This window comes from Bacillus sp. AR4-2, assembly GCF_008274865.1.
Lineage (GTDB): Bacteria > Bacillota > Bacilli > Bacillales > Bacillaceae_G > Bacillus_A > Bacillus_A cereus.
On record NZ_CP031062.1, the window covers coordinates 90001 to 113545 of the forward strand.

A 23545-nucleotide genomic window follows, 5' to 3' on the forward strand; every position below is an offset into this window, starting at 1 on the left:
TGAAGAGGCGGAGCCGCAGCGAAAGCGAGTCTGAATAGGGCGTTTAGTACGTGGTCGTAGACCCGAAACCAGGTGATCTACCCATGTCCAGGGTGAAGTTCAGGTAACACTGAATGGAGGCCCGAACCCACGCACGTTGAAAAGTGCGGGGATGAGGTGTGGGTAGCGGAGAAATTCCAATCGAACCTGGAGATAGCTGGTTCTCCCCGAAATAGCTTTAGGGCTAGCCTTAAGTGTAAGAGTCTTGGAGGTAGAGCACTGATTGGACTAGGGGTCCTCATCGGATTACCGAATTCAGTCAAACTCCGAATGCCAATGACTTATCCTTAGGAGTCAGACTGCGAGTGATAAGATCCGTAGTCAAAAGGGAAACAGCCCAGACCGCCAGCTAAGGTCCCAAAGTGTGTATTAAGTGGAAAAGGATGTGGAGTTGCTTAGACAACTAGGATGTTGGCTTAGAAGCAGCCACCATTTAAAGAGTGCGTAATAGCTCACTAGTCGAGTGACTCTGCGCCGAAAATGTACCGGGGCTAAATACACCACCGAAGCTGCGGATTGATACCAATGGTATCAGTGGTAGGGGAGCGTTCTAAGGACAGTGAAGTCAGACCGTAAGGACTGGTGGAGTGCTTAGAAGTGAGAATGCCGGTATGAGTAGCGAAAGACGGGTGAGAATCCCGTCCACCGAATGCCTAAGGTTTCCTGAGGAAGGCTCGTCCGCTCAGGGTTAGTCAGGACCTAAGCCGAGGCCGACAGGCGTAGGCGATGGACAACAGGTTGATATTCCTGTACCACCTCTTTATCGTTTGAGCAATGGAGGGACGCAGAAGGATAGAAGAAGCGTGCGATTGGTTGTGCACGTCCAAGCAGTTAGGCTGATAAGTAGGCAAATCCGCTTATCGTGAAGGCTGAGCTGTGATGGGGAAGCTCCTTATGGAGCGAAGTCTTTGATTCCCCGCTGCCAAGAAAAGCTTCTAGCGAGATAAAAGGTGCCTGTACCGCAAACCGACACAGGTAGGCGAGGAGAGAATCCTAAGGTGTGCGAGAGAACTCTGGTTAAGGAACTCGGCAAAATGACCCCGTAACTTCGGGAGAAGGGGTGCTTTCTTAACGGAAAGCCGCAGTGAATAGGCCCAAGCGACTGTTTAGCAAAAACACAGCTCTCTGCGAAGCCGTAAGGCGAAGTATAGGGGGTGACACCTGCCCGGTGCTGGAAGGTTAAGGAGAGGGGTTAGCGTAAGCGAAGCTCTGAACTGAAGCCCCAGTAAACGGCGGCCGTAACTATAACGGTCCTAAGGTAGCGAAATTCCTTGTCGGGTAAGTTCCGACCCGCACGAAAGGTGTAACGATTTGGGCACTGTCTCAACCAGAGACTCGGTGAAATTATAGTACCTGTGAAGATGCAGGTTACCCGCGACAGGACGGAAAGACCCCGTGGAGCTTTACTGTAGCCTGATATTGAATTTTGGTACAGTTTGTACAGGATAGGCGGGAGCCATTGAAACCGGAGCGCTAGCTTCGGTGGAGGCGCTGGTGGGATACCGCCCTGACTGTATTGAAATTCTAACCTACGGGTCTTATCGACCCGGGAGACAGTGTCAGGTGGGCAGTTTGACTGGGGCGGTCGCCTCCTAAAGTGTAACGGAGGCGCCCAAAGGTTCCCTCAGAATGGTTGGAAATCATTCGTAGAGTGCAAAGGCATAAGGGAGCTTGACTGCGAGACCTACAAGTCGAGCAGGGACGAAAGTCGGGCTTAGTGATCCGGTGGTTCCGCATGGAAGGGCCATCGCTCAACGGATAAAAGCTACCCCGGGGATAACAGGCTTATCTCCCCCAAGAGTCCACATCGACGGGGAGGTTTGGCACCTCGATGTCGGCTCATCGCATCCTGGGGCTGTAGTCGGTCCCAAGGGTTGGGCTGTTCGCCCATTAAAGCGGTACGCGAGCTGGGTTCAGAACGTCGTGAGACAGTTCGGTCCCTATCCGTCGTGGGCGTAGGAAATTTGAGAGGAGCTGTCCTTAGTACGAGAGGACCGGGATGGACGCACCGCTGGTGTACCAGTTGTTCTGCCAAGGGCATAGCTGGGTAGCTATGTGCGGAAGGGATAAGTGCTGAAAGCATCTAAGCATGAAGCCCCCCTCAAGATGAGATTTCCCATAGCGTAAGCTAGTAAGATCCCTGAAAGATGATCAGGTTGATAGGTTCGAGGTGGAAGCATGGTGACATGTGGAGCTGACGAATACTAATAGATCGAGGACTTAACCATATAATATGTAGCAAATGTTATCTAGTTTTGAAGGAATATGCCTTCATAGTTTGGTGATGATGGCAGAGAGGTCACACCCGTTCCCATACCGAACACGGAAGTTAAGCTCTCTAGCGCCGATGGTAGTTGGGACCTTGTCCCTGTGAGAGTAGGACGTCGCCAAGCAACTAAACACGAGTCAAATGACTCGTGTTTTTTCGTGTTTTCTTTTATAATCCATAGTAATTAAAAAAATGTGCTTAAATAATTACTATTTTGATTAAATGCAGGGGAATGTGGCTAGGATAGTGAATAAGCAAAAGAGTTGCAAATTTTATTAATACGTATATAATTAAAGTCAAAGATAGTCAAAGTCAATAAAGGTGGCGGATAAATGAGAAATATATCTGATATCATTGAGCAATATCTAAAGCAAGTTATTGACTTAAGTAATAATAATGTGATTGAAATTAAAAGAAATGAGATTGCGGATCGATTCGAGTGCGTACCATCTCAAATCAATTATGTAATCAATACCCGTTTTACATTAGAAAGAGGATTTATAGTAGAAAGTAAACGTGGTGGTGGAGGTTACATTCGCATTATAAAAGTCAAACTGCATGATGATATAGACATTATTGATCAAATGCTTCATATGATTGATCATAGCGTTGCACAAGGGAATGCAGAGAGTATGATTATACGTTTATTAGAAGAGGGAATTATAACAGGCCGTGAAGCAAAACTAATGTTAAGTGTACTAGATCGTTCTGTATTATCAATGGATATTCCTTCTCGAGATGAACTTAGGGCTCGAATATTATGCGCAATGTTAAGAACACTGAAATATAAATAAATAAAGCTTTTGTAAAAGAATGATAATTAAGATAGGGCAGTTAAATATTGTAGAAGTTTTGAAAAAGAGCATGTACTTTTATCTAAATGGATTAAGGAAAGAGGACAATCTAGTAATGTATGAAAAGTATCATGAGGTAGATCGTTCCTATTGTAAAGGTGGGGATATTGATGACTTGTCAAAACTGTAATATAAGACCAGCAACTTTACATTATACAAAAGTAATCAACGAGAAGAAGGCGGAAGTTCATCTTTGTGAGCAATGTGCGGAGCAAAGTGGCTATACGTCTTTCTTTCAATCATCACAGTCTAACTTTTCATTTCATGATGTATTTGCTGGTTTATTACACGGTGAATCAACAATGTTTGGAGAAGGAAAAAACGGGTTTTCAAATACAAATACAGTAAGATGTCCAGATTGTAAGATGACATATGAACATTTTACAAAAGTGGGACGCTTTGGTTGTGCTTCTTGTTACGATACATTTAAAGGACACTTAAACCCATTGTTAAAGCGACTTCATGGTGGACATACAGAACATTGTGGAAAAATTCCGGAACGAATGGAAGGAAATATCCACTTAAAGAAAGAATTAGATGAACTAAAACTTATTCTGAAACAATATGTACAGAATGAGGAGTTTGAGAAAGCTGCTGAGGTAAGAGATGAAATTCGAGGGCTTGAAACTCAGCTTAGTGAGCATAGAGAGGGGGAGTAGTTCTATGTCACTGGACAAAATTATGAATGAAGCGATTAGTCCATGGATGAAGGGGGATGGCCCTGATTCTGATATTGTTTTAAGTAGTCGAATTCGTTTGGCTCGTAATTTTAAGCAATATCAATTTTCTACTATGCAAAACGAAGAGGAAGCTCAACAGGTTCAAGAATTATTTAAAAAGAAATTTATAAATAAATCGGTAGAGCCCTTTGGGAAGTTTGGATTATTAAAAATGAATGAATTAACGCCTCTTCAAAGGAGAGTTTTAGTCGAAAAGCATTTAATTAGTCCAAATCTCGCAGGGACCGAATATGGAGCATGTCTGTTATCAGAAAGCGAACACATTAGTGTGATGCTTAATGAGGAAGACCACATTAGGATTCAGTGCCTATTTCCAGGGCTACAGTTATCAAAGGCGCTTCAAAGCGCTAATCAAATAGATAATTGGATTGAGAAAGAGGTTGAATATGCTTTTGATGAATCACTTGGATATATTACGAGTTGTCCTACTAACGTTGGTACAGGATTAAGAGCTTCTGTAATGATTCATTTACCAGGGCTGGTTTTAACAAAAAGAATTAGCCGTATTATACAAGTAATTCAAAAATTAGGGTTAGTAGTAAGAGGAATATACGGTGAAGGTAGCGAAGCGTTAGGTAATATATTTCAAGTATCAAATCAAATGACGCTAGGGAAATCCGAAGTAGATATTATTGCAGATTTAAAGAGTGTCATGCAGCAAATTATACAACAAGAAAAATTGGCCAGAGAATTAATTGTACAAAATTCGAGTATTGAGCTTGAAGATAAGGTTTATCGTTCTTACGGTATACTAGCAAACAGTCGTTTAATTCAATCTGCAGAAGCGGCAACTTGCTTATCGGATGTACGACTTGGTATTGATCTAGGATATATAAAAGGTATATCGAGAAATATTTTGACTGAGCTAATGGTTCTTACGCAACCAGGTATTTTACAACAATATGCAGGAGGACCTTTAGGACCAGAAGAAAGAGATTATCGAAGAGCAACCTTAATCCGTGAGCGATTACGTATTGAAAAAAACTAAGCGCAAGTAGGAGGCGATTTCTATGATGTTTGGAAGATTTACAGAAAGAGCACAGAAAGTATTAGCTTTATCTCAAGAGGAAGCAATTCGCATTGGGCATAATAATATTGGAACAGAACATATTTTACTTGGGCTTGTACGCGAAGGTGAAGGAATTGCAGCAAAAGCGTTAATTGCTCTTGGATTGAGCCCGGAAAAAGTGCAAAAAGAGGTAGAAGCGTTAATTGGACGTGGAACAGAAGCTTCTCAAACTGTACATTATACACCTCGTGCTAAAAAAGTTATTGAATTGTCTATGGATGAAGCGCGTAAGCTAGGACATTCTTACGTTGGAACAGAACATATTTTACTTGGCTTAATCCGTGAAGGTGAAGGTGTAGCGGCACGTGTTTTAAATAATTTAGGCGTAAGCCTCAACAAAGCAAGACAACAAGTATTACAACTTCTTGGAAGTAACGAAGCAAGTTCAGGTCACCAAGGTGGTTCATCGACAAATGCCAATACACCGACACTAGACAGTTTAGCACGCGACTTAACAGTTGTTGCACGTGAGAATCGTTTGGATCCTGTTATTGGACGTAGTAAAGAAATTCAACGTGTAATTGAAGTGTTAAGCCGTAGAACAAAAAACAATCCAGTGTTAATTGGAGAGCCTGGTGTAGGTAAAACAGCAATTGCTGAAGGGTTAGCACAGCAAATCGTAAATAATGAAGTTCCTGAAACGTTAAGAGATAAGCGTGTTATGACACTAGATATGGGAACAGTGGTAGCTGGGACGAAATATCGTGGTGAGTTTGAAGATCGTTTAAAGAAAGTAATGGATGAAATACGTCAAGCAGGGAATATTATTCTATTTATTGATGAACTTCATACATTAATCGGTGCAGGTGGAGCAGAAGGTGCAATCGATGCATCAAATATTTTAAAACCATCTTTAGCACGCGGAGAATTACAATGTATTGGTGCGACAACTTTAGATGAGTATCGTAAATATATTGAAAAGGATGCAGCTTTAGAGAGACGTTTCCAGCCAATTCATGTTGATGAGCCGAGTCTAGAAGAATCAACTCAAATCTTGAAAGGTTTACGCGATCGTTATGAGGCGCATCACCGTGTGTCTATTACAGATGATGCAATTGATGCAGCTGTAAAACTTTCTGATCGTTATATTACGGATCGTTTCTTACCGGATAAAGCAATTGATTTAATTGATGAAGCTGCTTCAAAGGTTCGCTTACGCTCTTATACAACACCACCAAACTTAAAAGAGCTTGAAGTGAAGCTTGAGGAAATTCGAAAAGAAAAAGATGCGGCTGTACAAAGTCAAGAGTTTGAAAAGGCTGCTTCCTTACGTGATATGGAACAACGCTTACGTGAGAAATTGGAAGATACAAAGCGTCAGTGGAAAGAGCAACAAGGAAAAGAAAATTCAGAGGTTACGGTAGAAGATATTGCAAATGTCGTTTCTACATGGACACGTATCCCTGTTTCTAAACTTGCACAAACAGAGACTGATAAATTATTAAACTTAGAATCCATTCTTCATGATCGTGTCATTGGCCAGGATGAAGCGGTAGTGGCTGTAGCGAAAGCTGTTCGTCGTGCAAGAGCAGGACTAAAAGATCCGAAACGTCCAATTGGTTCATTTATTTTCTTAGGGCCAACAGGTGTAGGTAAAACAGAATTAGCAAGAGCATTGGCAGAATCTATGTTCGGTGATGAGGATGCAATGATTCGCATTGATATGTCTGAGTATATGGAGAAACATTCAACTTCTCGCTTAGTTGGTTCTCCTCCAGGATATGTTGGGTATGAAGAAGGCGGACAATTAACAGAGAAGGTTCGTCGTAAGCCGTATTCAGTTGTCCTATTAGATGAAGTAGAGAAGGCGCATCCCGATGTATTTAATATTTTACTACAGGTATTGGAAGATGGTCGTTTAACTGATTCTAAAGGACGTACAGTTGACTTCCGTAATACGATTGTTATTATGACGTCTAACGTTGGTGCTGAGGCGTTAAAACGTAACAAACATCTTGGATTTAACGTACAAGATGAAAGCCGTGATTATTCGGATATGAAAGGTAAAGTAATGGATGAGCTGAAAAAGGCATTTCGTCCAGAATTCTTAAACCGTATTGATGAAATTATCGTATTCCATATGCTTGAGAAAAAACATATTCAAGAAATTGTGACTCTTATGGTAAATCAGTTAGTGAATCGCTTAAAAGAACAAGAAATTGAATTGCAATTAACAGAAGGGGCGATTGCAGCTATTGCTGATAAAGGGTTTGATCGTGAATATGGTGCTCGTCCACTACGTAGAGCAATTCAGAAGCATGTAGAAGATAGACTATCGGAAGAACTTTTAAAAGGTGCTATTGAGAAAGGGCAAAAAGTTATCTTTGATGTAGAAGGGGAAACATTTGTCATTCATAGTGCTGAAAAGGTAAAATAAGTATAGACAAACTAAGAGGGCTACGAGATAGCCCTCTTTCTTGTACGAGAAGGTCAAATGTTTATAGATGAAAGCGAAGTGAAATATAAAAAGATATGGCTAAAAAGAAAACAAAATTCACATGTCAAGAGTGTGGTTATCAATCACCAAAATATATGGGTAAATGTCCAGGGTGTGGTCAATGGAATTCGCTTGTTGAAGAGATGGAACCCGTTGTATCATCCAGACGCCTAAATTATGCAAATGCAATTCAAACAGAAGTAACAAAACCAAGACGTCTTACAGAAGTAGAAACAAAGTCTGAGGCACGTATTGAAACAAAATTTCAGGAGTTTAACCGTGTACTAGGTGGCGGAATTGTAGATGGATCTTTAGTACTTATTGGTGGGGACCCTGGGATTGGAAAATCAACGTTATTATTACAGATTTCCTCGCAATTAGCAGATGCTTCATATGATGTATTGTATATATCAGGTGAGGAGTCAGCAAAGCAGATTAAACTTCGTGCAGATCGTTTACATGTAAATGGTAGTAATCTATTTGTTGTATCAGAGACAGATTTACAGCGTATTGCAGCACATATTGAAGAGATGAATCCTGCTTTTGTTGTTATTGATTCTATTCAAACGATACATTTACCTGAAGTGACATCAGCTCCTGGTAGTGTGGCGCAAGTACGTGAATGTACAGCAGAATTAATGAAACTTGCAAAAACAAAGGGAATCCCAATTTTTATCGTAGGGCATGTGACAAAAGAAGGTGCAATTGCGGGACCGCGTATGCTAGAACATATGGTCGATGCAGTTCTTTACTTTGAAGGAGATCGACACCATACATATCGTATTTTACGAGCTGTAAAGAATCGTTTTGGTTCTACGAATGAAATGGGTATCTTTGAAATGAAAGAACTTGGCCTTGCAGAAGTCTTAAATCCTTCTGAAATTTTCCTTGAGGAAAGACCAGTTGGAGTTGCAGGTTCAACAGTAGTTGCCTCAATGGAAGGAACAAGACCAGTTTTAGTAGAAATACAGGCATTAATTTCCCCTACTAGTTTTGGAAATCCTCGAAGAATGGCGACAGGAATTGATCATAATCGTGTCTCGCTTATTATGGCGGTACTAGAGAAAAGAACAGGTTTACTATTACAAAATCAAGATGCGTATTTAAAAGTAGCTGGTGGTTTGAAATTAGATGAACCGGCAATTGATTTAGCTGTTGCCTTAAGTATAGCTTCAAGTTTTAGAGATAAATCTACGGCACCAACTGATGCGGTAATAGGAGAAGTTGGATTAACTGGAGAAATAAGAAGAGTATCAAGAATCGAACAACGTGTACAAGAAGCAGCTAAATTAGGATTTCAACGTGCTATCATTCCTAGAAAAAATTTAGGGGGGTGGACAATTCCAGAGGGGATTGAGGTTGTAGGTGTTTCTAATTTAGGAGAAGCGCTTCGTTTGACATTAGGAGGCTAGGCTATGGAAGAAAATAAGCAACGTGTCAAAAGTATAATTAATATTTTACAGCTCGTGGCCCCGGGAACACCACTGCGCGAAGGGATAGATAATGTACTTCGCGCACAAACAGGGGGACTAATTGTTCTTGGGTATAATGAGCAGATTAAAAGCATTGTTGATGGTGGTTTTCATATTAATTGCGCATTCTCTCCTGCTAGTTTATATGAATTAGCAAAAATGGATGGAGCACTTATTTTAAATGAAACTGGAAGTAAAATTTTAATTGCAAACGCACAGTTAGTTCCGGATTCATCTATTGATTCTATTGAAACAGGTATGCGTCACCGAACAGCAGAGCGTGTAGCAAAGCAGACGGGCAGCCTTGTTGTGGCCATTTCACAAAGACGTAATGTAATTACGCTATATCAAGGGAACTTACGTTATACATTAAAAGATATAGGTGTCATTTTAACGAAGGCAAATCAAGCAATTCAAACGCTAGAAAAATATAAGGCTGTATGGAATGACGGCATTACGAATTTGGGTATTCTAGAATTTGAAGAGGTCGTTACAATGTCCGAGGTGGTTCACGTTTTACATAGTGTTGAAATGGTGCTGCGTATTAAAAATGAAATATTGAGCTATATTCATGAGTTAGGAACAGAAGGTAGGTTAATTCGTTTACAGCTTACAGAATTACTAGCTGATTTAGAGGCAGAGGCAGCATTGTTAATTAAAGATTATCACCAGGAGAAAACACAAGACCATCATCAAATATTGAAAAAGTTACAAGATCTTGCAAATACACAACTTTTAGAGGATAGTGATTTAGTTAAATTGCTTGGCTATCCAGGACAAACAAGTTTAGAAGAAAGTGTGACACCTAGAGGGTACCGAATCACAAGCAAGATTTCTCGTGTTCCGCCACTTATTATCGAGAATTTAATTAATCGATTTAAAACATTGCAAGGTGTTTGCCGAGCAACTATTAATGAATTGGATGATGTGGAAGGAATTGGAGAAGTGAGAGCGAAGAAAATACGAGAAGGTCTAAAAAGAATTCAAGAGCATCTCTATATGAGTAGACACAATTAAGAATATTACATTGATTCTATAATATAACGACACTAGAACATTTTTGGTATATGATATGATATATTGGTAAATAAAACTATTTACAAAAAAACACGTCCGCTTTTGCATTCGGCGTTTTGATTAGCGAAACAATGGTTAATAATGAGTAGGAGGTGGTTGGATGTTAAAACGGATTGTACAGCTCTTCTTTTTAGTGATCGGGGGGGCGTTAGGGATTTACTTAATCCCAAAAATTATTAATGTATTAGATATCGGTGCGGTTCCTTTGTTGGAAGGATCGTATGTTCGTGCAATTATTGGTGCAATTATTTTATTTTTAACAACATTTTGGCTTGTAGATTATATTGTTCAACTTATTAAGCATATTGAAGAGGCTCTTGTAAAGGCGCCTGTAGCAGATGTTTTATTTGGTACATTAGGATTAATCTCTGGTCTTATTGTTGCATATTTAATTTTGATACCAATTCGTGAATTTACAATTCCAGTTATTAGTACGGTGTTGCAAGTGTTCTTCACCCTTTTACTTGGATATTTAGGATTCCAAGTAGGATTTAAAAAGAGGAATGAATTGCTAGGATTATTTACATTACCCCAACGCGGAGGTAAGAAGAAAAACAATAGTGAGAATGAAGAGGTAGAGGTCGAAGCAGAAAAATCTACGACTCATTGGAAAATTCTCGATACGAGTGTAATTATTGACGGACGTATTGCAGATATTTGCCAAACAAAGTTTTTAGAAGGAACAATTGTCATTCCGCAATTCGTATTAGAAGAGCTTCAGCATATTGCCGATTCTTCAGATGCTTTAAAGCGTAATCGTGGCCGCAGAGGGCTAGACATTTTAAATCGTATTCAAAAGGAGATGCCAATTCCGGTAGAAATTTATGAAGGCGATTTCGATGATATCCAAGAAGTAGATAGCAAGCTTGTAAAGTTGGCAAAAATCACTGGTGGAACTGTAGTAACAAACGATTTCAATTTAAACAAAGTTTCTGAATTACAAGGGGTTACGGTGTTAAACATTAATGATTTAGCTAATGCGATTAAACCAGTCGTACTCCCTGGTGAAGAATTAAGTGTTTATGTTGTGAAAGATGGTAAAGAACAAAATCAAGGTGTTGCATACTTAGATGATGGTACGATGATTGTAGTAGAAGATGGTAGAGAGTATGTGGGTTCACAACTTGACGTACTTGTTACTAGCGTATTACAAACATCGGCTGGTCGTATGATTTTCGCAAAACGTAAATTGCTAGAAAAAGCATTATAAGTAGAGGATTATTAATATGTATACATTAATTATTCCGGCAGCGGGCCAAGGAAAACGAATGGGTGCTGGTAAAAATAAGTTATTTTTACTTATAGATGAAGTACCAATTATTGTGCACACATTGCGTGCTTTTGAAAAAGATAAAGCGTGCAAAAGTATTATTATGGCAATTAACGAAGAAGAACGCCCGTATTTTGAAGAGTTAATGCAGAAGTACCAGATTGAAAAGCACGTACAATTCATTCAGGGTGGAGCCGAAAGACAAGATAGCGTCTATAACGCACTTCAGTATGCGAGTGGTGTCGAATATGTTCTTGTGCATGACGGGGCGCGCCCGTTCGTAACGAATAAAGTGATTCGCGATGTATTAACTGCAGCAGAAAAATATGGAGCTTCCATTTGTGCAGTGCCAGTAAAAGATACTGTTAAGAAAGTAGAGAAGGGTGTTGTTGTAGAAACGGTAGAGCGATCTCAACTTAACGCTGTACAAACACCACAAGGATTCTCTGTTTCTCTTTTGCTAGAAGCTCATAGAAGCGCAAAGCAAAGTTGTTTTCTTGGCACAGATGATGCAAGTCTCGTAGAACGTGTGGGGAAGCAAGTAGGTGTAGTAGAGGGGAGTTACTATAATATTAAAGTGACGACTCCGGAAGACCTATTAATTGCTGAAAGTTTCCTACGTGTTCAGAAGAAATAACATTGATGACGTGTTAATAAAGAAAAGCTCGGCAACAGCCGGGCTTTTCTTTATAAGGATAGCGATATAATATAGAGTCATAAAGCTCAGTAGTTTAGCTTAAGGAGGAAGTAAGGATGTTTCGAATTGGACAAGGTTTTGATGTACATGAATTTGCGGAAGGGCGCCCGTTGATTATCGGTGGAATTACAATTCCACACGAGAAAGGATTAATCGGTCATTCAGATGCAGATGTATTGTTACATACGATTGCTGATGCATGTTTAGGTGCGATTGCAGCAGGAGATATCGGAAAGCATTTTCCTGATACAGACCCAGCTTTTAAAGATGCAGATTCAGCTGTATTGTTACAAAAAGTTTGGGAATTTGTGCGTGAACAAGGTTACGAGTTAGGAAATTTAGATTGTACAATTATTGCTCAAAAACCAAAAATGGCACCACATATTGAGAGTATGCGTAAGCGCATTAGTGAACTGTTAGAAACGTCTATCGATAACATTAATGTAAAGGCAACAACAACAGAAAAATTAGGATTTACAGGTAGAGAAGAAGGGATTGCTTCTCAAGCGGTTGTTTTATTACAGAAAAAATAATGGTTTTTAATTCGTAAGATGGATAATCACATTTTTTTGGTGTACAATTATAGAATGTGTTGACATTAAGAATGGAAGGTGTACCAATTATGGAAAAGCAAGTGAGAGTGCGCTACGCGCCAAGTCCAACAGGACACTTACATATCGGAAATGCGCGTACGGCATTATTTAATTATTTATTTGCTCGTCATTTAGATGGCAAATTTATTATTCGTATTGAAGATACTGATGTAAAACGTAACGTGGCTGGTGGAGAAGAAAGCCAATTAAAATACTTGAAATGGCTCGGTATGGACTGGGATGAAGGTGTTGATGTTGGTGGTGAATTTGGACCATATCGCCAAACAGAGCGTTTAGATATTTATAAAAAATTATATGAAGATTTATTAGAGCGTGGTCTAGCTTATAAATGTTATATGACAGAAGAAGAGCTAGAAGCAGAGCGTGAAGGACAAATCGCTCGCGGTGAAACACCTCGTTACGCAGGTAACCACCGTGAATTAACTGAAGAACAAGTGAAAGAATTTGAAGCTGAGGGACGTATTCCAAGTATTCGTTTCCGTGTACCAGCTGATCGTGACTACACATTCAAAGATATTGTAAAAGATGAAGTTGCGTTCCATTCAAATGATTTCGGTGATTTTGTTATTGTGAAAAAGGATGGAATTCCAACTTATAACTTTGCAGTAGCAGTAGATGATCATCTAATGGAAATTACACATGTACTTCGTGGTGATGATCATATTTCAAATACACCGAAACAAATGATGATTTATGAAGCTTTCGGCTGGGATATTCCACAATTCGGTCATATGACTCTAATTGTTAATGAAAGTCGTAAAAAGTTAAGTAAGCGTGATGAATCTATTATTCAATTTATTGAGCAATATAAAGAGCTTGGGTATCTTCCAGAAGCAATCTTTAACTTTATTGCACTACTAGGTTGGTCTCCGGTAGGAGAAGAAGAAATCTTCTCTAAAGATGAGTTTATCAAAATGTTCGATGCAGCTCGTTTATCAAAATCACCTGCATTATTTGATTCTCAAAAACTAAAATGGATGAACAACCAGTATATGAAAAAGCAAGATTTAGATACGGTTGTAGAGTTAAGCTTACCGCATTTAGTGAAAGCTGGACGTGTGGGAGAAACTTTAAGCGAACAAGACCAAGCTTGGATTCGTGATGTAATTGCTTTATACCATGAACAAATGAGTTTTGGAGCTGAAATTGTAGAGCTTTCTGAAATGTTCTTTAAAGATCATGTTGATTATGAAGAAGAAGGACAAGAAGTACTAAATGGTGAACAAGTACCTGAAGTACTTCGTGCATTTGCTGGTCAAATAGAAGCTCTAGAAGCAATGGAGCCAGCAGCAATTAAGGCAGCGATTAAAGCAGTTCAAAAGGAAACAGGACATAAAGGTAAAAATTTATTTATGCCAATCCGTGTTGCAACTACAGGACAAACGCATGGTCCAGAGCTTCCGAATGCTATTGCACTTCTTGGAAAAGAAAAAGTTTTAAATCGTCTTCAAAAAGTAATTGGTTAACATTTTCTAGGTTTAGAAATATAATAAGTATACCTAAAACCTAATAAGGAAAAGCGACGAGAAGGAGAAGTAGAAAATCAGGCTTTTTACAGAGAGAACCACCTTTAGGCTGGGAGTGGTTTATAAGCGGATTTTTGAAATGCCCCTTCGAGTCTTCTGCTGAACAGCGAATTGCTTCGTGGGATGTCTTAGGCCGCAAAGTAAGCAGAAGCGGTGTACACCGTTATCATGGATGAGTTTGAGGCTTTTTTAAGCCTAAACAGAGTGGAACCGCGCTTAAAAGGCGTCTCTGTCAATATGACAGAGACGCCTTTTTTTTATACCGTGTAAATAGGTATGAATATAGAATTTATCTCCTTATATAAAGAATTAGGGGAGAAGTGATGAGTTAGGGGAGTTAGTTCGCTCGACAAAAAAGCAGCCCATAAAGGGGAGGGAACACCGATGTTTAAGAGGCTTCGGGAAGATATTGAAGTCGTTTTTGAACAGGATCCAGCGGCAAGAGGTTATTTCGAAGTCATTTTAACTTACTCTGGATTACATGCAGTTTGGGCCCATCGAATTGCACATGCTTTTTATAAAAGAAATTTTTTCTTTCTTGCACGTTTTGTTTCACAAGTGAGCCGCTTTTTTACTGGCATTGAGATCCATCCAGGAGCAACTATTGGTCGACGTTTTTTTATAGATCATGGAATGGGAGTTGTAATCGGAGAAACTTGTGAAATTGGTGATAATGTAACGATTTATCAAGGGGTTACATTAGGTGGTACAGGAAAAGAAAAAGGAAAGAGGCATCCAACAATTCAGGATAATGTATTAATTGCGACGGGTGCTAAAGTTCTTGGTTCTATTACTGTGGGAGAGAATTCTAAAATCGGAGCGGGGTCTGTCGTATTAAAAGAAGTTCCTGCACATTCTACAGTTGTAGGTATACCTGGCCGTGTCGTTATTCAAAATGGAGTAAAGATTGGTCAAGAATTAAATCACTCTGACCTTCCGGATCCGATTTTTGATAAATTAAAGGCTATGGAAGTAGAACTTGATAAATTGAAGAAACAATTGGAATTAAAGGTAGAAAGGAAGGATAAAAATGACTATTCACATTTATAATACGTTAACACGTCAAAAAGAAGAGTTTGTTCCATTAGAAGAAAATAAGGTAAAGATGTATGTATGCGGACCTACAGTTTATAACTACATTCATATTGGGAATGCAAGGCCTCCTATGGTATTCGATACAGTGCGTCGTTATTTAGAATACAAAGGATACGATGTGCAATATGTATCTAACTTTACGGATGTAGATGATAAATTAATTAAAGCGGCAAATGAATTAGGTGAAGATGTACCGACAATTGCTGATCGCTTTGTTGAAGCGTACTTTGAAGATGTAACAGCACTAGGTTGCAAACACGCAACAGTTCATCCTCGTGTAACAGAAAATATGGATATCATTATTGAATTTATTCAAGAACTTGTGAATAAAGGGTATGCATATGAATCAGAGGGTGATGTGTACTTTAAGACGAAGGAATTCGAAGGTTACGGTAAATTATCACATCAACCAATCGCAGATTTACGTCACGGTGCTCGTATTGAGGTAGGGGAAAAGAAACAAGACCCTCTTGATTTTGCTTTATGGAAAGCTGCGAAAGAAGGAGAAATCTTCTGGGAAAGCCCTTGGGGGCAAGGACGTCCAGGATGGCATATTGAATGCTCAGCAATGGCGCGTAAGTACTTAGGGGATACAATTGACATTCATGCTGGTGGTCAAGACTTGGCATTCCCGCATCATGAAAATGAAATTGCGCAGTCAGAAGCATTGACTGGAAAAACGTTTGCACGTTACTGGATGCATAATGGATATATTAATATTAACAATGAGAAGATGTCTAAATCGCTGGGTAACTTTATTTTAGTTCACGATATTATTAAGCAATACGACCCGCAGTTAATTAGATTCTTTATGTTATCAGTACACTATCGTCACCCGATTAACTTTAGTGAAGAGTTATTACAAAGTACGAATAATGGACTGGAAAGAATTAAAACAGCTTATGGAAACTTAAAGCATCGTATGGAGAGTAGTACGGATTTAACGGACCATAATGAGAAATGGTTAGCTGAAATAGAGAAATTCCAGACTGCATTTGAAGAGGCAATGAATGATGACTTTAACACTGCAAATGCAATTACCGAATTATACAACGTAGCAAATCATGCAAATCAATATTTACTTGAAGAGCATACATCTAAAGTTGTGATTGAAGCATACGTAAAACAACTGGAAACGTTATTTGATATTTTAGGATTAGAATTATCAAAAGAAGAATTACTGGATGAAGAAATTGAAGAGCTTATCCAAAAGCGCATTGAAGCTCGTAAAAATCGTGATTTTGCATTGTCTGATCAAATTCGTGACGATTTAAAAGAACGTAATATTATTTTAGAAGATACCGCTCAAGGTACAAGATGGAAAAGAGGATAAGGATGATCGATGCAAAGCAATTAAACAGCTTGGCGTTAGCGTATATGGGTGATGCGGTATATGAACAATATATCCGCTATCACCTCCTTCAAAAAGGAAAAGTTCGACCTAATCAATTACACCGCTTAGGGACGAGCTTTGTTTCAGCAAAAGCACAGGCGAAAGTTGTTTATCATTTATTAGAGACGGCATTTTTGACAGAGGAAGAAGAGGCGGTATTAAGAAGAGGGCGTAATGCAAATTCAGGTACAGTTCCGAAAAATACGGATGTACAAACATATCGACATAGTACAGCCTTTGAAGCGCTAATTGGTTACCATCATTTATTAAATAATCGTGAAAGATTAGACGAAATTGTATATAAGGCAATAGCAGTTTTAGAAGAAAAGGAAGGGGGCACATCATCATGACTAGTGAATATATTATCGGACGTAACCCTGTAATTGAAGCGTTAAGATCAGGGAGAGATATTAATAAAATTTGGATCGCAGAAGGTGCTGCCAAAGGACAAGTACAAATTGTACTAGCATTAGCGAAAGAAAATAAGATTATTTTACAACATGCACCAAAGAAAAAGTTAGATCAATTAGTTGAGGGTAATCATCAAGGTGTAATTGCTCAAGTAGCTGCATATCAGTATGCAGAGTTAGAAGATTTATTCAAAGTGGCAGAAAAACGTAATGAAGATCCATTCTTCTTGATTTTAGATGAGATTGAAGATCCGCATAACCTAGGTTCTATTATGCGTACTGCTGATGCAACAGGAGCTCATGGAATTATTATTCCGAAGAGAAGAGCTGTGGGACTTACCGCATCAGTTGCGAAAGCATCAACAGGAGCGATTGAATACATTCCTGTTGCGCGCGTAACAAACTTATCTCGTACAATTGATGAATTAAAAGAGCGTGGACTTTGGATTGCTGGTACAGATGCCAAAGGGAAAACGGATTACCGTAATTTAGATGGTACAATGCCGATTGGATTAGTAATTGGTAGTGAAGGAAAAGGTATGAGTCGTATTATTGGTGAAAAGTGTGATTTCTTAATCACTCTACCGATGGTTGGTAAAGTTACATCCTTAAATGCTTCAGTAGCCGCAAGTTTGTTAATGTATGAGGTATATCGTAAACGTCACGAAATTGGTAAATAAAAAATGAACGATATTTTAATCGTTGACGGCTACAACATTATCGGAGCTTGGGGAGATTTGAAGAAACTGCGGGATGTAGATTTACAATCATCAAGAGATGCGCTTATTGATAAGATGGCGGATTATCAAGGTTATACAGGCACAAAAGTGATGATAGTCTTTGATGCCTATACAGTCCATGGTATTGAAAAAAAGATGAAACAATCTCGTGTAGAAGTAATATTCACACGAAAGAATCAAACTGCAGACGAAAAGATAGAGCAACTTGCGATAGAGCTTAGAAATATAAATACACAAATATATGTTGCGACTTCTGATTATACAGAACAATGGGTTATATTTGCGCAAGGTGCCCTTCGAAAATCTGCGCGTGAATTAGAGTTGGAAGTACAAGCAATGGAACAACAAGTAAGAAGGCGTACAAAAGACGCGAAAGAACAGCAGCCCGCCATGCGAAAGATATTTAGTAAAGATATTACAGAAAAATTAGAAAAATTAAGAAGAGGAGAGCGTTGAAGCATTGACGCTCTTTATCTTTTTACTGTATAATATTGCTAAATAAATAGCGGTCGGAGGGATCAAGGTGGAAGCAGGCTTCGTAAGTATAGGCGACGTTACATTTCGTGATTTAGAGGATGAGGCAATCGTTGAGTTAGTTCGAAAAGGTAATACTGACGCTCTAGAATATTTAATTCACAAGTATAAGAACTTTGTTCGTGCGAAATCAAGATCTTACTTTTTAGTGGGTGCCGATCGAGAAGACATTGTTCAAGAAGGTATGATAGGGTTGTTTAAAGCAATTCGTGATTATAAAGAGGACAAGCTGTCTTCATTCAAAGCATTTGCTGAACTATGTATCACTCGACAAATTATTACCGCTATTAAAACGGCAACAAGACAAAAACATATTCCTTTAAATTCGTATGTGTCTTTAGATAAGCCGATTTACGATGAGGAATCTGATCGAACGTTATTGGATGTTATTTCTGAAGCGAAGGTGACTGATCCTGAAGAGATGATCATTAGCCAGGAAGAATATACAGACATAGAATCAAAAATATCTGAATTATTAAGCGATTTAGAAAGAAAAGTGCTTTCTTTATATTTAGATGGTCGTTCTTATCAAGAGATTTCAGAACAGTTAAACAGGCATGTGAAATCTATTGATAACGCTTTACAAAGAGTAAAGAGGAAATTGGAACGATATATGGAAATGAGAGAAAGTACAACTTTAAATTCATAAGAAGTAACAAGTGCTGCAGGTGTAAAATAAATCACCTGTTTTCTTTTGTAGAGAGTACAAAATGCATGTCATTGACATTGTCTTTTATTGTATGATACATTTTTAGGGACATAATGTTACAAGGTTGGTGTAACTAATGAGGAAAAAAGTTGTACTCTCATGTGAAGAGTGTAAAAATCGAAACTACTCTACTATGAAAGATACGAGCTCAATAGAGCGACTTGAAATAAAAAAGTTTTGTAAAACATGCAATCAGCATACAGTTCACAAGGAAACAAAATAAATAATTGAAATAATACACTGGAGGTCCCGCAGATGCGTTTAACGAACTTTTTCGGCGATGTAGGTCGCGAAATGAAAAAAGTAAGTTGGCCTAAAAAAGATGAATTACTCCGCTCAACAGCGACTGTTGTTGCTACAGTTGTGTTCTTTGCGATTTTCTTCGCAGTAGTTGATATGGGCATTTCTTCTTTAATTCGGTTAATTCTTGGTTAATTCTTGAATAAGAAGCACTTATCCATGATATAATGTTATTTATAAGAACTGTGTAAAAGCCCGGTGAACGGGTTTTTTCATTTGCGCAAAAAAATGTACGTCAGGGAGGGAAGGACGCTCGTCCTAAATGAATGGAAAAAAGTTGGTATGTTGTCCATACTTATTCTGGATATGAAAATAAAGTAAAAGCAAACCTAGAGAAACGTGTAGAATCAATGGGTATGCAAGATAAAATTTTCCGTGTTGTTGTCCCGGAAGAAGTAGAAGTAGAAATGAAAAACGGAAAAGAAAAATTAATGAAAAGAAAAGTGTTCCCAGGTTATGTATTAGTAGAATTAATCATGACTGATGACTCTTGGTATGTTGTACGTAACACGCCGGGTGTAACTGGGTTCGTTGGTTCTTCTGGTTCTGGATCTAAACCATCACCTCTATTAGAAGAGGAAGTTGTTACCATTATGAAACATATGGGAATGGACAACGAAGTGGTTGATTTCGACTTTGAACTTCATGAGACAGTACGTGTAAATGAGGGGCCATTCGCAGATTATACAGGTGCTATTGAAGAAATTGATGTGGAGAAGAAAAAGGTTAGCGTGCTTGTGGACATGTTTGGTCGCGAGACTCCAGTTGAACTTGACTTCCATCAAATTGAAAAATTATAAAATGAAACTTGAAATGAATTGTAAAAAGTGATAATATCTTTTAAGTCAGTACGTCTTCGTTATCGGAGACGTTTTTTGAAAGATTTTATCCTTACAGATAAAATATGACGTGGGAGGGCAAATCACTGTCCAATTGACCACATCACGGACTTAAGGAGGTGTGTCTCGTGGCTAAAAAGGTAATTAAAATGGTAAAGCTTCAAATTCCTGCAGGTAAAGCTAACCCAGCTCCACCAGTTGGTCCAGCATTAGGACAAGCAGGTGTTAACATCATGGGCTTCTGTAAAGAGTTTAACGCTCGTACAGCAGATCAAGCTGGTCTTATCATCCCTGTTGAAATTACGGTATTTGAGGACCGTTCATTCACTTTCATTACTAAAACTCCTCCTGCTGCTGTTCTTCTTAAGAAAGTAGCTGGTATTGAGTCTGGTTCTGGTGAACCAAACCGTAATAAAGTGGCAACTGTTAAGCGTGATAAAGTACGCGAAATCGCTGAAACTAAAATGCCTGACCTAAACGCTGCTAGCGTAGAAGCTGCAATGCGTATGGTTGAAGGTACTGCACGCAGTATGGGCATCGTTATCGAAGACTAATTCGATTTGTTTTTAAAAAAGGTTGCGGGTCTGGAATTCCAATTCGCAACCTTTATTATCGTAAATGATTATCGTTTTTAAATAAATGGATGGCGCTCATCCTCAGGTTATACCTGAAAACAGGCGTAAACGTGGGAGGTTATTCCGCTAAAACCACATTCGAGGAGGAAATAAAAATGGCTAAAAGAGGTAAAAAGTACGTAGAAGCTGCAAAGCTTGTTGATCGTGCAGCTGCTTACTCTGCAACAGAAGCAGTAGAATTAGTAAAGAAAACAAACACAGCTAAATTTGATGCAACTGTAGAAGCTGCATTCCGTTTAGGTGTTGACCCTAAGAAAGCTGACCAACAAATCCGTGGTGCAGTTGTTCTTCCACACGGTACTGGTAAAGTACAACGTGTATTAGTATTTGCTAAAGGTGAAAAAGCTAAAGAAGCTGAAGCTGCTGGAGCTGACTTCGTAGGCGATACTGATTACATCGGTAAAATCCAACAAGGTTGGTTCGATTTCGATGTAGTAGTAGCAACTCCTGACATGATGGGTGAAGTTGGTAAACTTGGTCGCGTATTAGGACCTAAAGGTTTAATGCCAAACCCTAAAACTGGAACAGTTACTTTCGATGTAACTAAAGCTGTTAACGAAATCAAAGCTGGTAAAGTTGAATACCGCGTTGATAAAGCTGGTAACATCCACGTTCCAATCGGTAAAGTATCTTTCGAAGATGCTAAATTAGTAGAAAACTTCAAAACAATTGCTGACACTTTACAAAAAGTTAAGCCAGCTGCTGCAAAAGGTACTTACATGAAGAACGTAACAGTTGCTTCTACAATGGGACCTGGCGTACGTGTAGACGTTTCTACATTAGCGTAAATTTTGGAAGTTGACTTCATAAAGAAGTTTTAATATAATCATTTATGTTGTGAATTTAATTAGTGTACCGTAGACAGTAGGTGTCAATAGACTTAATTTCCTACCTAGGTGTTAATATACGAAGCGGAATCTTTTTTCTGTGACTATATGCCTCCATGTCTACAAGTTGGGCATGGAGGTTTTTAGTGCACTTTCGGTACATCTTCTATATAATCTACAGGAGGTGTAATAACATGAGCAAAGTAATCGAAACTAAACAACAAGTTGTAACTGAAATCGCGGACAAACTTCGCGCTAGTAAATCTACAATCGTTGTTGACTACCGTGGTTTAACAGTTTCTGAAGCAACAGAATTACGTAAGCAATTACGTGAAGCTGGCGTTGAGTTCAAAGTTTACAAAAACTCTCTAACTCGTCGTGCTGCAGAATCTGCTGAAATGGCTGAGTTAAATGAATTCTTAACAGGACCAAACGCAATCGCGTTCAGTAACGAGGATGTAGTTGCTCCTGCGAAAGTATTAAACGACTTCGCTAAAGATCATGAAGCTTTAGAAATTAAAGCGGGCGTAATCGAAGGTAAACTTGTAACACTTGATGAGGTTAAAGCAATTGCTACTCTTCCATCACGTGAAGGCTTACTTTCTATGCTTCTTAGCGTTCTTCAAGCTCCAATCCGTAACCTTGCACTTGCTACTAAAGCAGTTGCAGACCAAAAGGAAGAGCAAGGCGCTTAATTTTTTAAAAGATAATTACGTATTATCGATAAAACAATACAAACCTATTTAAGGGAGGATATTTACAATGACTAAAGAACAAATCATTGAAGCAGTTAAATCTATGACTGTATTAGAACTTAACGACTTAGTAAAAGCTATCGAGGAAGAATTCGGCGTAACTGCTGCTGCTCCTGTAGCTGTTGCTGGTGGCGCTGGAGAAGCTGCTGCTGAGAAAACTGAATTTGATGTGGAACTAACTAGCGCTGGTGCACAAAAAATCAAAGTTATCAAAGTTGTTCGTGAAATCACTGGTCTTGGCTTAAAAGAAGCTAAAGAATTAGTTGACAACACTCCAAAAGTAATCAAAGAAGCTGCTGCTAAAGAAGAAGCTGAAGAAATCAAAGCTAAACTTGAAGAAGTTGGCGCTGCTGTAGAAGTTAAGTAATTAACTTTTGATGCTTTAAAAAAAGCTCGCTCTCATGCGAGCTTTTTTTTTAACTGTAAAGAAAAGAGGTGGCCATATGGCAGACCATTATTTTTCTAACGACCCTTCTAGTAAAAGTGATCGTAAGCGATGGGAGTTTGCCCTTCGTGGATCTCGATTTACTTTCTTATCTGATCATGGGGTGTTCTCGAAAAACGAAGTGGACTTTGGTTCCCGTCTTTTAATTGAAGCGTTTCAAATGCCAGATATTAAAGGTAATATATTAGACGTAGGTTGCGGATACGGTCCTATTGGTTTGTCGTTAGCGAAAGAGTTTCAAGGTCGTGAAGTTCACATGGTGGATGTGAACGAGAGGGCACTTGGGCTTGCGAGAGAAAACGCCGCTAATAACAAAATCGAGAATATACGTATTTTTCAAAGTAGCGTCTATGAAAATGTAGATGGTAAGTATGCTGCTATTCTATCTAACCCTCCGATTCGTGCGGGTAAAGATATCGTACATGAGATTTTAGAAAAAGCTGTGGAGTATTTAGTTCCAGATGGAGAGCTTTGGATTGTTATTCAAAAGAAACAAGGTGCACCGTCTGCGCTAAAAAAACTAGAAGAAGTATTTTCTGAAGTTGAGGTTGTAGAAAAGAAAAAAGGATATTATATCATAAAATCAAAAAAACGTTGACGGTTATTTTTGGCTATGTTAACATTATACAATGCCAATATATGATTTTCTGCGTTGAGAAAGATGTATATTTTTGTTTCTCTTGGAAAAGATAGTAAAATCAGCAGATTATGAAACAGAATGATGGTTTTCTTATAGAAGCCATTTTTCTTTTTTGAGCAGGTAGAAAGACTCAACGTATTTATCTTTAAGAGAAAGAGA

General features: G+C 38.8%; 24 protein-coding genes, 2 rRNA genes and 2 other annotated features (1 of these 28 cut by a window edge). All 26 genes read left to right on the top strand.

The annotated features are described in order from the left end of the window. A 23S ribosomal RNA gene (locus tag DN399_RS00505) occupies nucleotides 1–2267 on the top strand (it extends 655 nt beyond the left edge of the window). 49 nt (nucleotides 2268–2316) lie between these two features. Continuing rightward, a 5S ribosomal RNA gene (gene rrf, locus DN399_RS00510) occupies nucleotides 2317–2432 on the top strand. A 208-nt stretch (nucleotides 2433–2640) separates the two neighbouring features. Further along, complete coding sequence (gene ctsR, locus DN399_RS00515) at nucleotides 2641–3102, top strand: transcriptional regulator CtsR (protein WP_001244558.1); 462 nt, start codon at nucleotides 2641–2643, stop codon at nucleotides 3100–3102. Nucleotides 3103–3272: 170 nt separating this feature from the next. Beyond that, nucleotides 3273–3821, top strand: coding sequence for a protein-arginine kinase activator protein McsA (mcsA, locus tag DN399_RS00520; protein WP_000128399.1), 549 nt, complete (start codon nucleotides 3273–3275; stop codon nucleotides 3819–3821). 4 nt (nucleotides 3822–3825) lie between these two features. Then, nucleotides 3826–4890 carry a protein-arginine kinase McsB gene (mcsB, locus tag DN399_RS00525; protein WP_000050843.1) on the top strand — a complete coding sequence of 355 codons (1065 nt, stop codon included), beginning with the start codon at nucleotides 3826–3828 and terminating at the stop codon, nucleotides 4888–4890. Between the two features lie 22 nt (nucleotides 4891–4912). Beyond that, entirely contained in the window at nucleotides 4913–7348 is a 2436-nt protein-coding gene (gene clpC, locus DN399_RS00530; RefSeq protein WP_000971184.1) for an ATP-dependent protease ATP-binding subunit ClpC, read from the top strand. 95 nt (nucleotides 7349–7443) lie between these two features. After that, nucleotides 7444–8820: a DNA repair protein RadA gene (gene radA, locus DN399_RS00535; protein WP_001085202.1), complete on the top strand. Its 1377-nt coding sequence runs from the start codon at nucleotides 7444–7446 to the stop codon at nucleotides 8818–8820. 3 nt (nucleotides 8821–8823) lie between these two features. Then, the gene (gene disA, locus DN399_RS00540; protein ID WP_000392158.1) at nucleotides 8824–9897 is read left to right on the top strand and encodes a DNA integrity scanning diadenylate cyclase DisA; all 1074 of its coding nucleotides are present in this window, start codon (nucleotides 8824–8826) and stop codon (nucleotides 9895–9897) included. A 160-nt stretch (nucleotides 9898–10057) separates the two neighbouring features. Then, nucleotides 10058–11167, top strand: coding sequence for a PIN/TRAM domain-containing protein (locus tag DN399_RS00545; RefSeq protein ID WP_000919677.1), 1110 nt, complete (start codon nucleotides 10058–10060; stop codon nucleotides 11165–11167). A gap of 16 nt (nucleotides 11168–11183) precedes the next feature. Further along, nucleotides 11184–11864, top strand: coding sequence for a 2-C-methyl-D-erythritol 4-phosphate cytidylyltransferase (gene ispD, locus DN399_RS00550; RefSeq protein ID WP_000288283.1), 681 nt, complete (start codon nucleotides 11184–11186; stop codon nucleotides 11862–11864). A 116-nt stretch (nucleotides 11865–11980) separates the two neighbouring features. After that, nucleotides 11981–12457, top strand: a complete 477-nt coding sequence (ispF, locus tag DN399_RS00555; protein ID WP_000488386.1) for a 2-C-methyl-D-erythritol 2,4-cyclodiphosphate synthase — start codon at nucleotides 11981–11983, stop codon at nucleotides 12455–12457. 89 nt (nucleotides 12458–12546) lie between these two features. Further along, nucleotides 12547–14004, top strand: a complete 1458-nt coding sequence (gene gltX / locus DN399_RS00560; RefSeq protein ID WP_000415143.1) for a glutamate--tRNA ligase — start codon at nucleotides 12547–12549, stop codon at nucleotides 14002–14004. Nucleotides 14005–14051: 47 nt separating this feature from the next. Beyond that, nucleotides 14052–14298, top strand: a binding site (T-box leader). 150 nt (nucleotides 14299–14448) lie between these two features. Beyond that, nucleotides 14449–15114, top strand: coding sequence for a serine O-acetyltransferase (cysE, locus tag DN399_RS00565; protein ID WP_000476497.1), 666 nt, complete (start codon nucleotides 14449–14451; stop codon nucleotides 15112–15114). Continuing rightward, the gene (cysS, locus tag DN399_RS00570; protein WP_000152276.1) at nucleotides 15095–16492 is read left to right on the top strand and encodes a cysteine--tRNA ligase; all 1398 of its coding nucleotides are present in this window, start codon (nucleotides 15095–15097) and stop codon (nucleotides 16490–16492) included. Before cysE ends, cysS begins: the two co-directional genes overlap by 20 nt. A gap of 2 nt (nucleotides 16493–16494) precedes the next feature. After that, entirely contained in the window at nucleotides 16495–16902 is a 408-nt protein-coding gene (locus tag DN399_RS00575; RefSeq protein ID WP_000564261.1) for a Mini-ribonuclease 3, read from the top strand. Further along, the gene (rlmB, locus tag DN399_RS00580; protein WP_000200237.1) at nucleotides 16899–17642 is read left to right on the top strand and encodes a 23S rRNA (guanosine(2251)-2'-O)-methyltransferase RlmB; all 744 of its coding nucleotides are present in this window, start codon (nucleotides 16899–16901) and stop codon (nucleotides 17640–17642) included. The genes DN399_RS00575 and rlmB overlap by 4 nt, the downstream gene beginning before the upstream one ends. A 3-nt stretch (nucleotides 17643–17645) precedes the next feature. Then, nucleotides 17646–18158 (top strand): NYN domain-containing protein, encoded by a 513-nt coding sequence (locus DN399_RS00585; RefSeq protein WP_000997880.1) that lies wholly within the window; start codon nucleotides 17646–17648, stop codon nucleotides 18156–18158. A gap of 67 nt (nucleotides 18159–18225) precedes the next feature. Then, the gene (locus tag DN399_RS00590; RefSeq protein WP_000387193.1) at nucleotides 18226–18885 is read left to right on the top strand and encodes an RNA polymerase factor sigma-70; all 660 of its coding nucleotides are present in this window, start codon (nucleotides 18226–18228) and stop codon (nucleotides 18883–18885) included. 136 nt (nucleotides 18886–19021) lie between these two features. Continuing rightward, complete coding sequence (gene rpmG / locus DN399_RS00595; RefSeq protein WP_014481927.1) at nucleotides 19022–19168, top strand: 50S ribosomal protein L33; 147 nt, start codon at nucleotides 19022–19024, stop codon at nucleotides 19166–19168. A gap of 32 nt (nucleotides 19169–19200) precedes the next feature. After that, nucleotides 19201–19380 (top strand): preprotein translocase subunit SecE, encoded by a 180-nt coding sequence (secE, locus tag DN399_RS00600; protein WP_001241323.1) that lies wholly within the window; start codon nucleotides 19201–19203, stop codon nucleotides 19378–19380. A gap of 131 nt (nucleotides 19381–19511) precedes the next feature. Beyond that, entirely contained in the window at nucleotides 19512–20045 is a 534-nt protein-coding gene (gene nusG, locus DN399_RS00605; RefSeq protein ID WP_000415794.1) for a transcription termination/antitermination protein NusG, read from the top strand. A 167-nt stretch (nucleotides 20046–20212) separates the two neighbouring features. Beyond that, nucleotides 20213–20638 (top strand): 50S ribosomal protein L11, encoded by a 426-nt coding sequence (gene rplK / locus DN399_RS00610; RefSeq protein WP_001085872.1) that lies wholly within the window; start codon nucleotides 20213–20215, stop codon nucleotides 20636–20638. Between the two features lie 176 nt (nucleotides 20639–20814). Beyond that, complete coding sequence (rplA, locus tag DN399_RS00615; protein ID WP_001987630.1) at nucleotides 20815–21507, top strand: 50S ribosomal protein L1; 693 nt, start codon at nucleotides 20815–20817, stop codon at nucleotides 21505–21507. Nucleotides 21508–21556: 49 nt separating this feature from the next. Beyond that, nucleotides 21557–21701 (top strand) — a sequence feature (ribosomal protein L10 leader region). 39 nt (nucleotides 21702–21740) lie between these two features. Next, nucleotides 21741–22241, top strand: coding sequence for a 50S ribosomal protein L10 (gene rplJ, locus DN399_RS00620; RefSeq protein WP_000048716.1), 501 nt, complete (start codon nucleotides 21741–21743; stop codon nucleotides 22239–22241). A 67-nt stretch (nucleotides 22242–22308) separates the two neighbouring features. Further along, nucleotides 22309–22668 carry a 50S ribosomal protein L7/L12 gene (gene rplL / locus DN399_RS00625; protein WP_000159736.1) on the top strand — a complete coding sequence of 120 codons (360 nt, stop codon included), beginning with the start codon at nucleotides 22309–22311 and terminating at the stop codon, nucleotides 22666–22668. 76 nt (nucleotides 22669–22744) lie between these two features. Beyond that, nucleotides 22745–23344, top strand: a complete 600-nt coding sequence (locus DN399_RS00630; protein ID WP_149149278.1) for a class I SAM-dependent methyltransferase — start codon at nucleotides 22745–22747, stop codon at nucleotides 23342–23344. Nucleotides 23345–23545 lie beyond the last annotated feature (201 nt).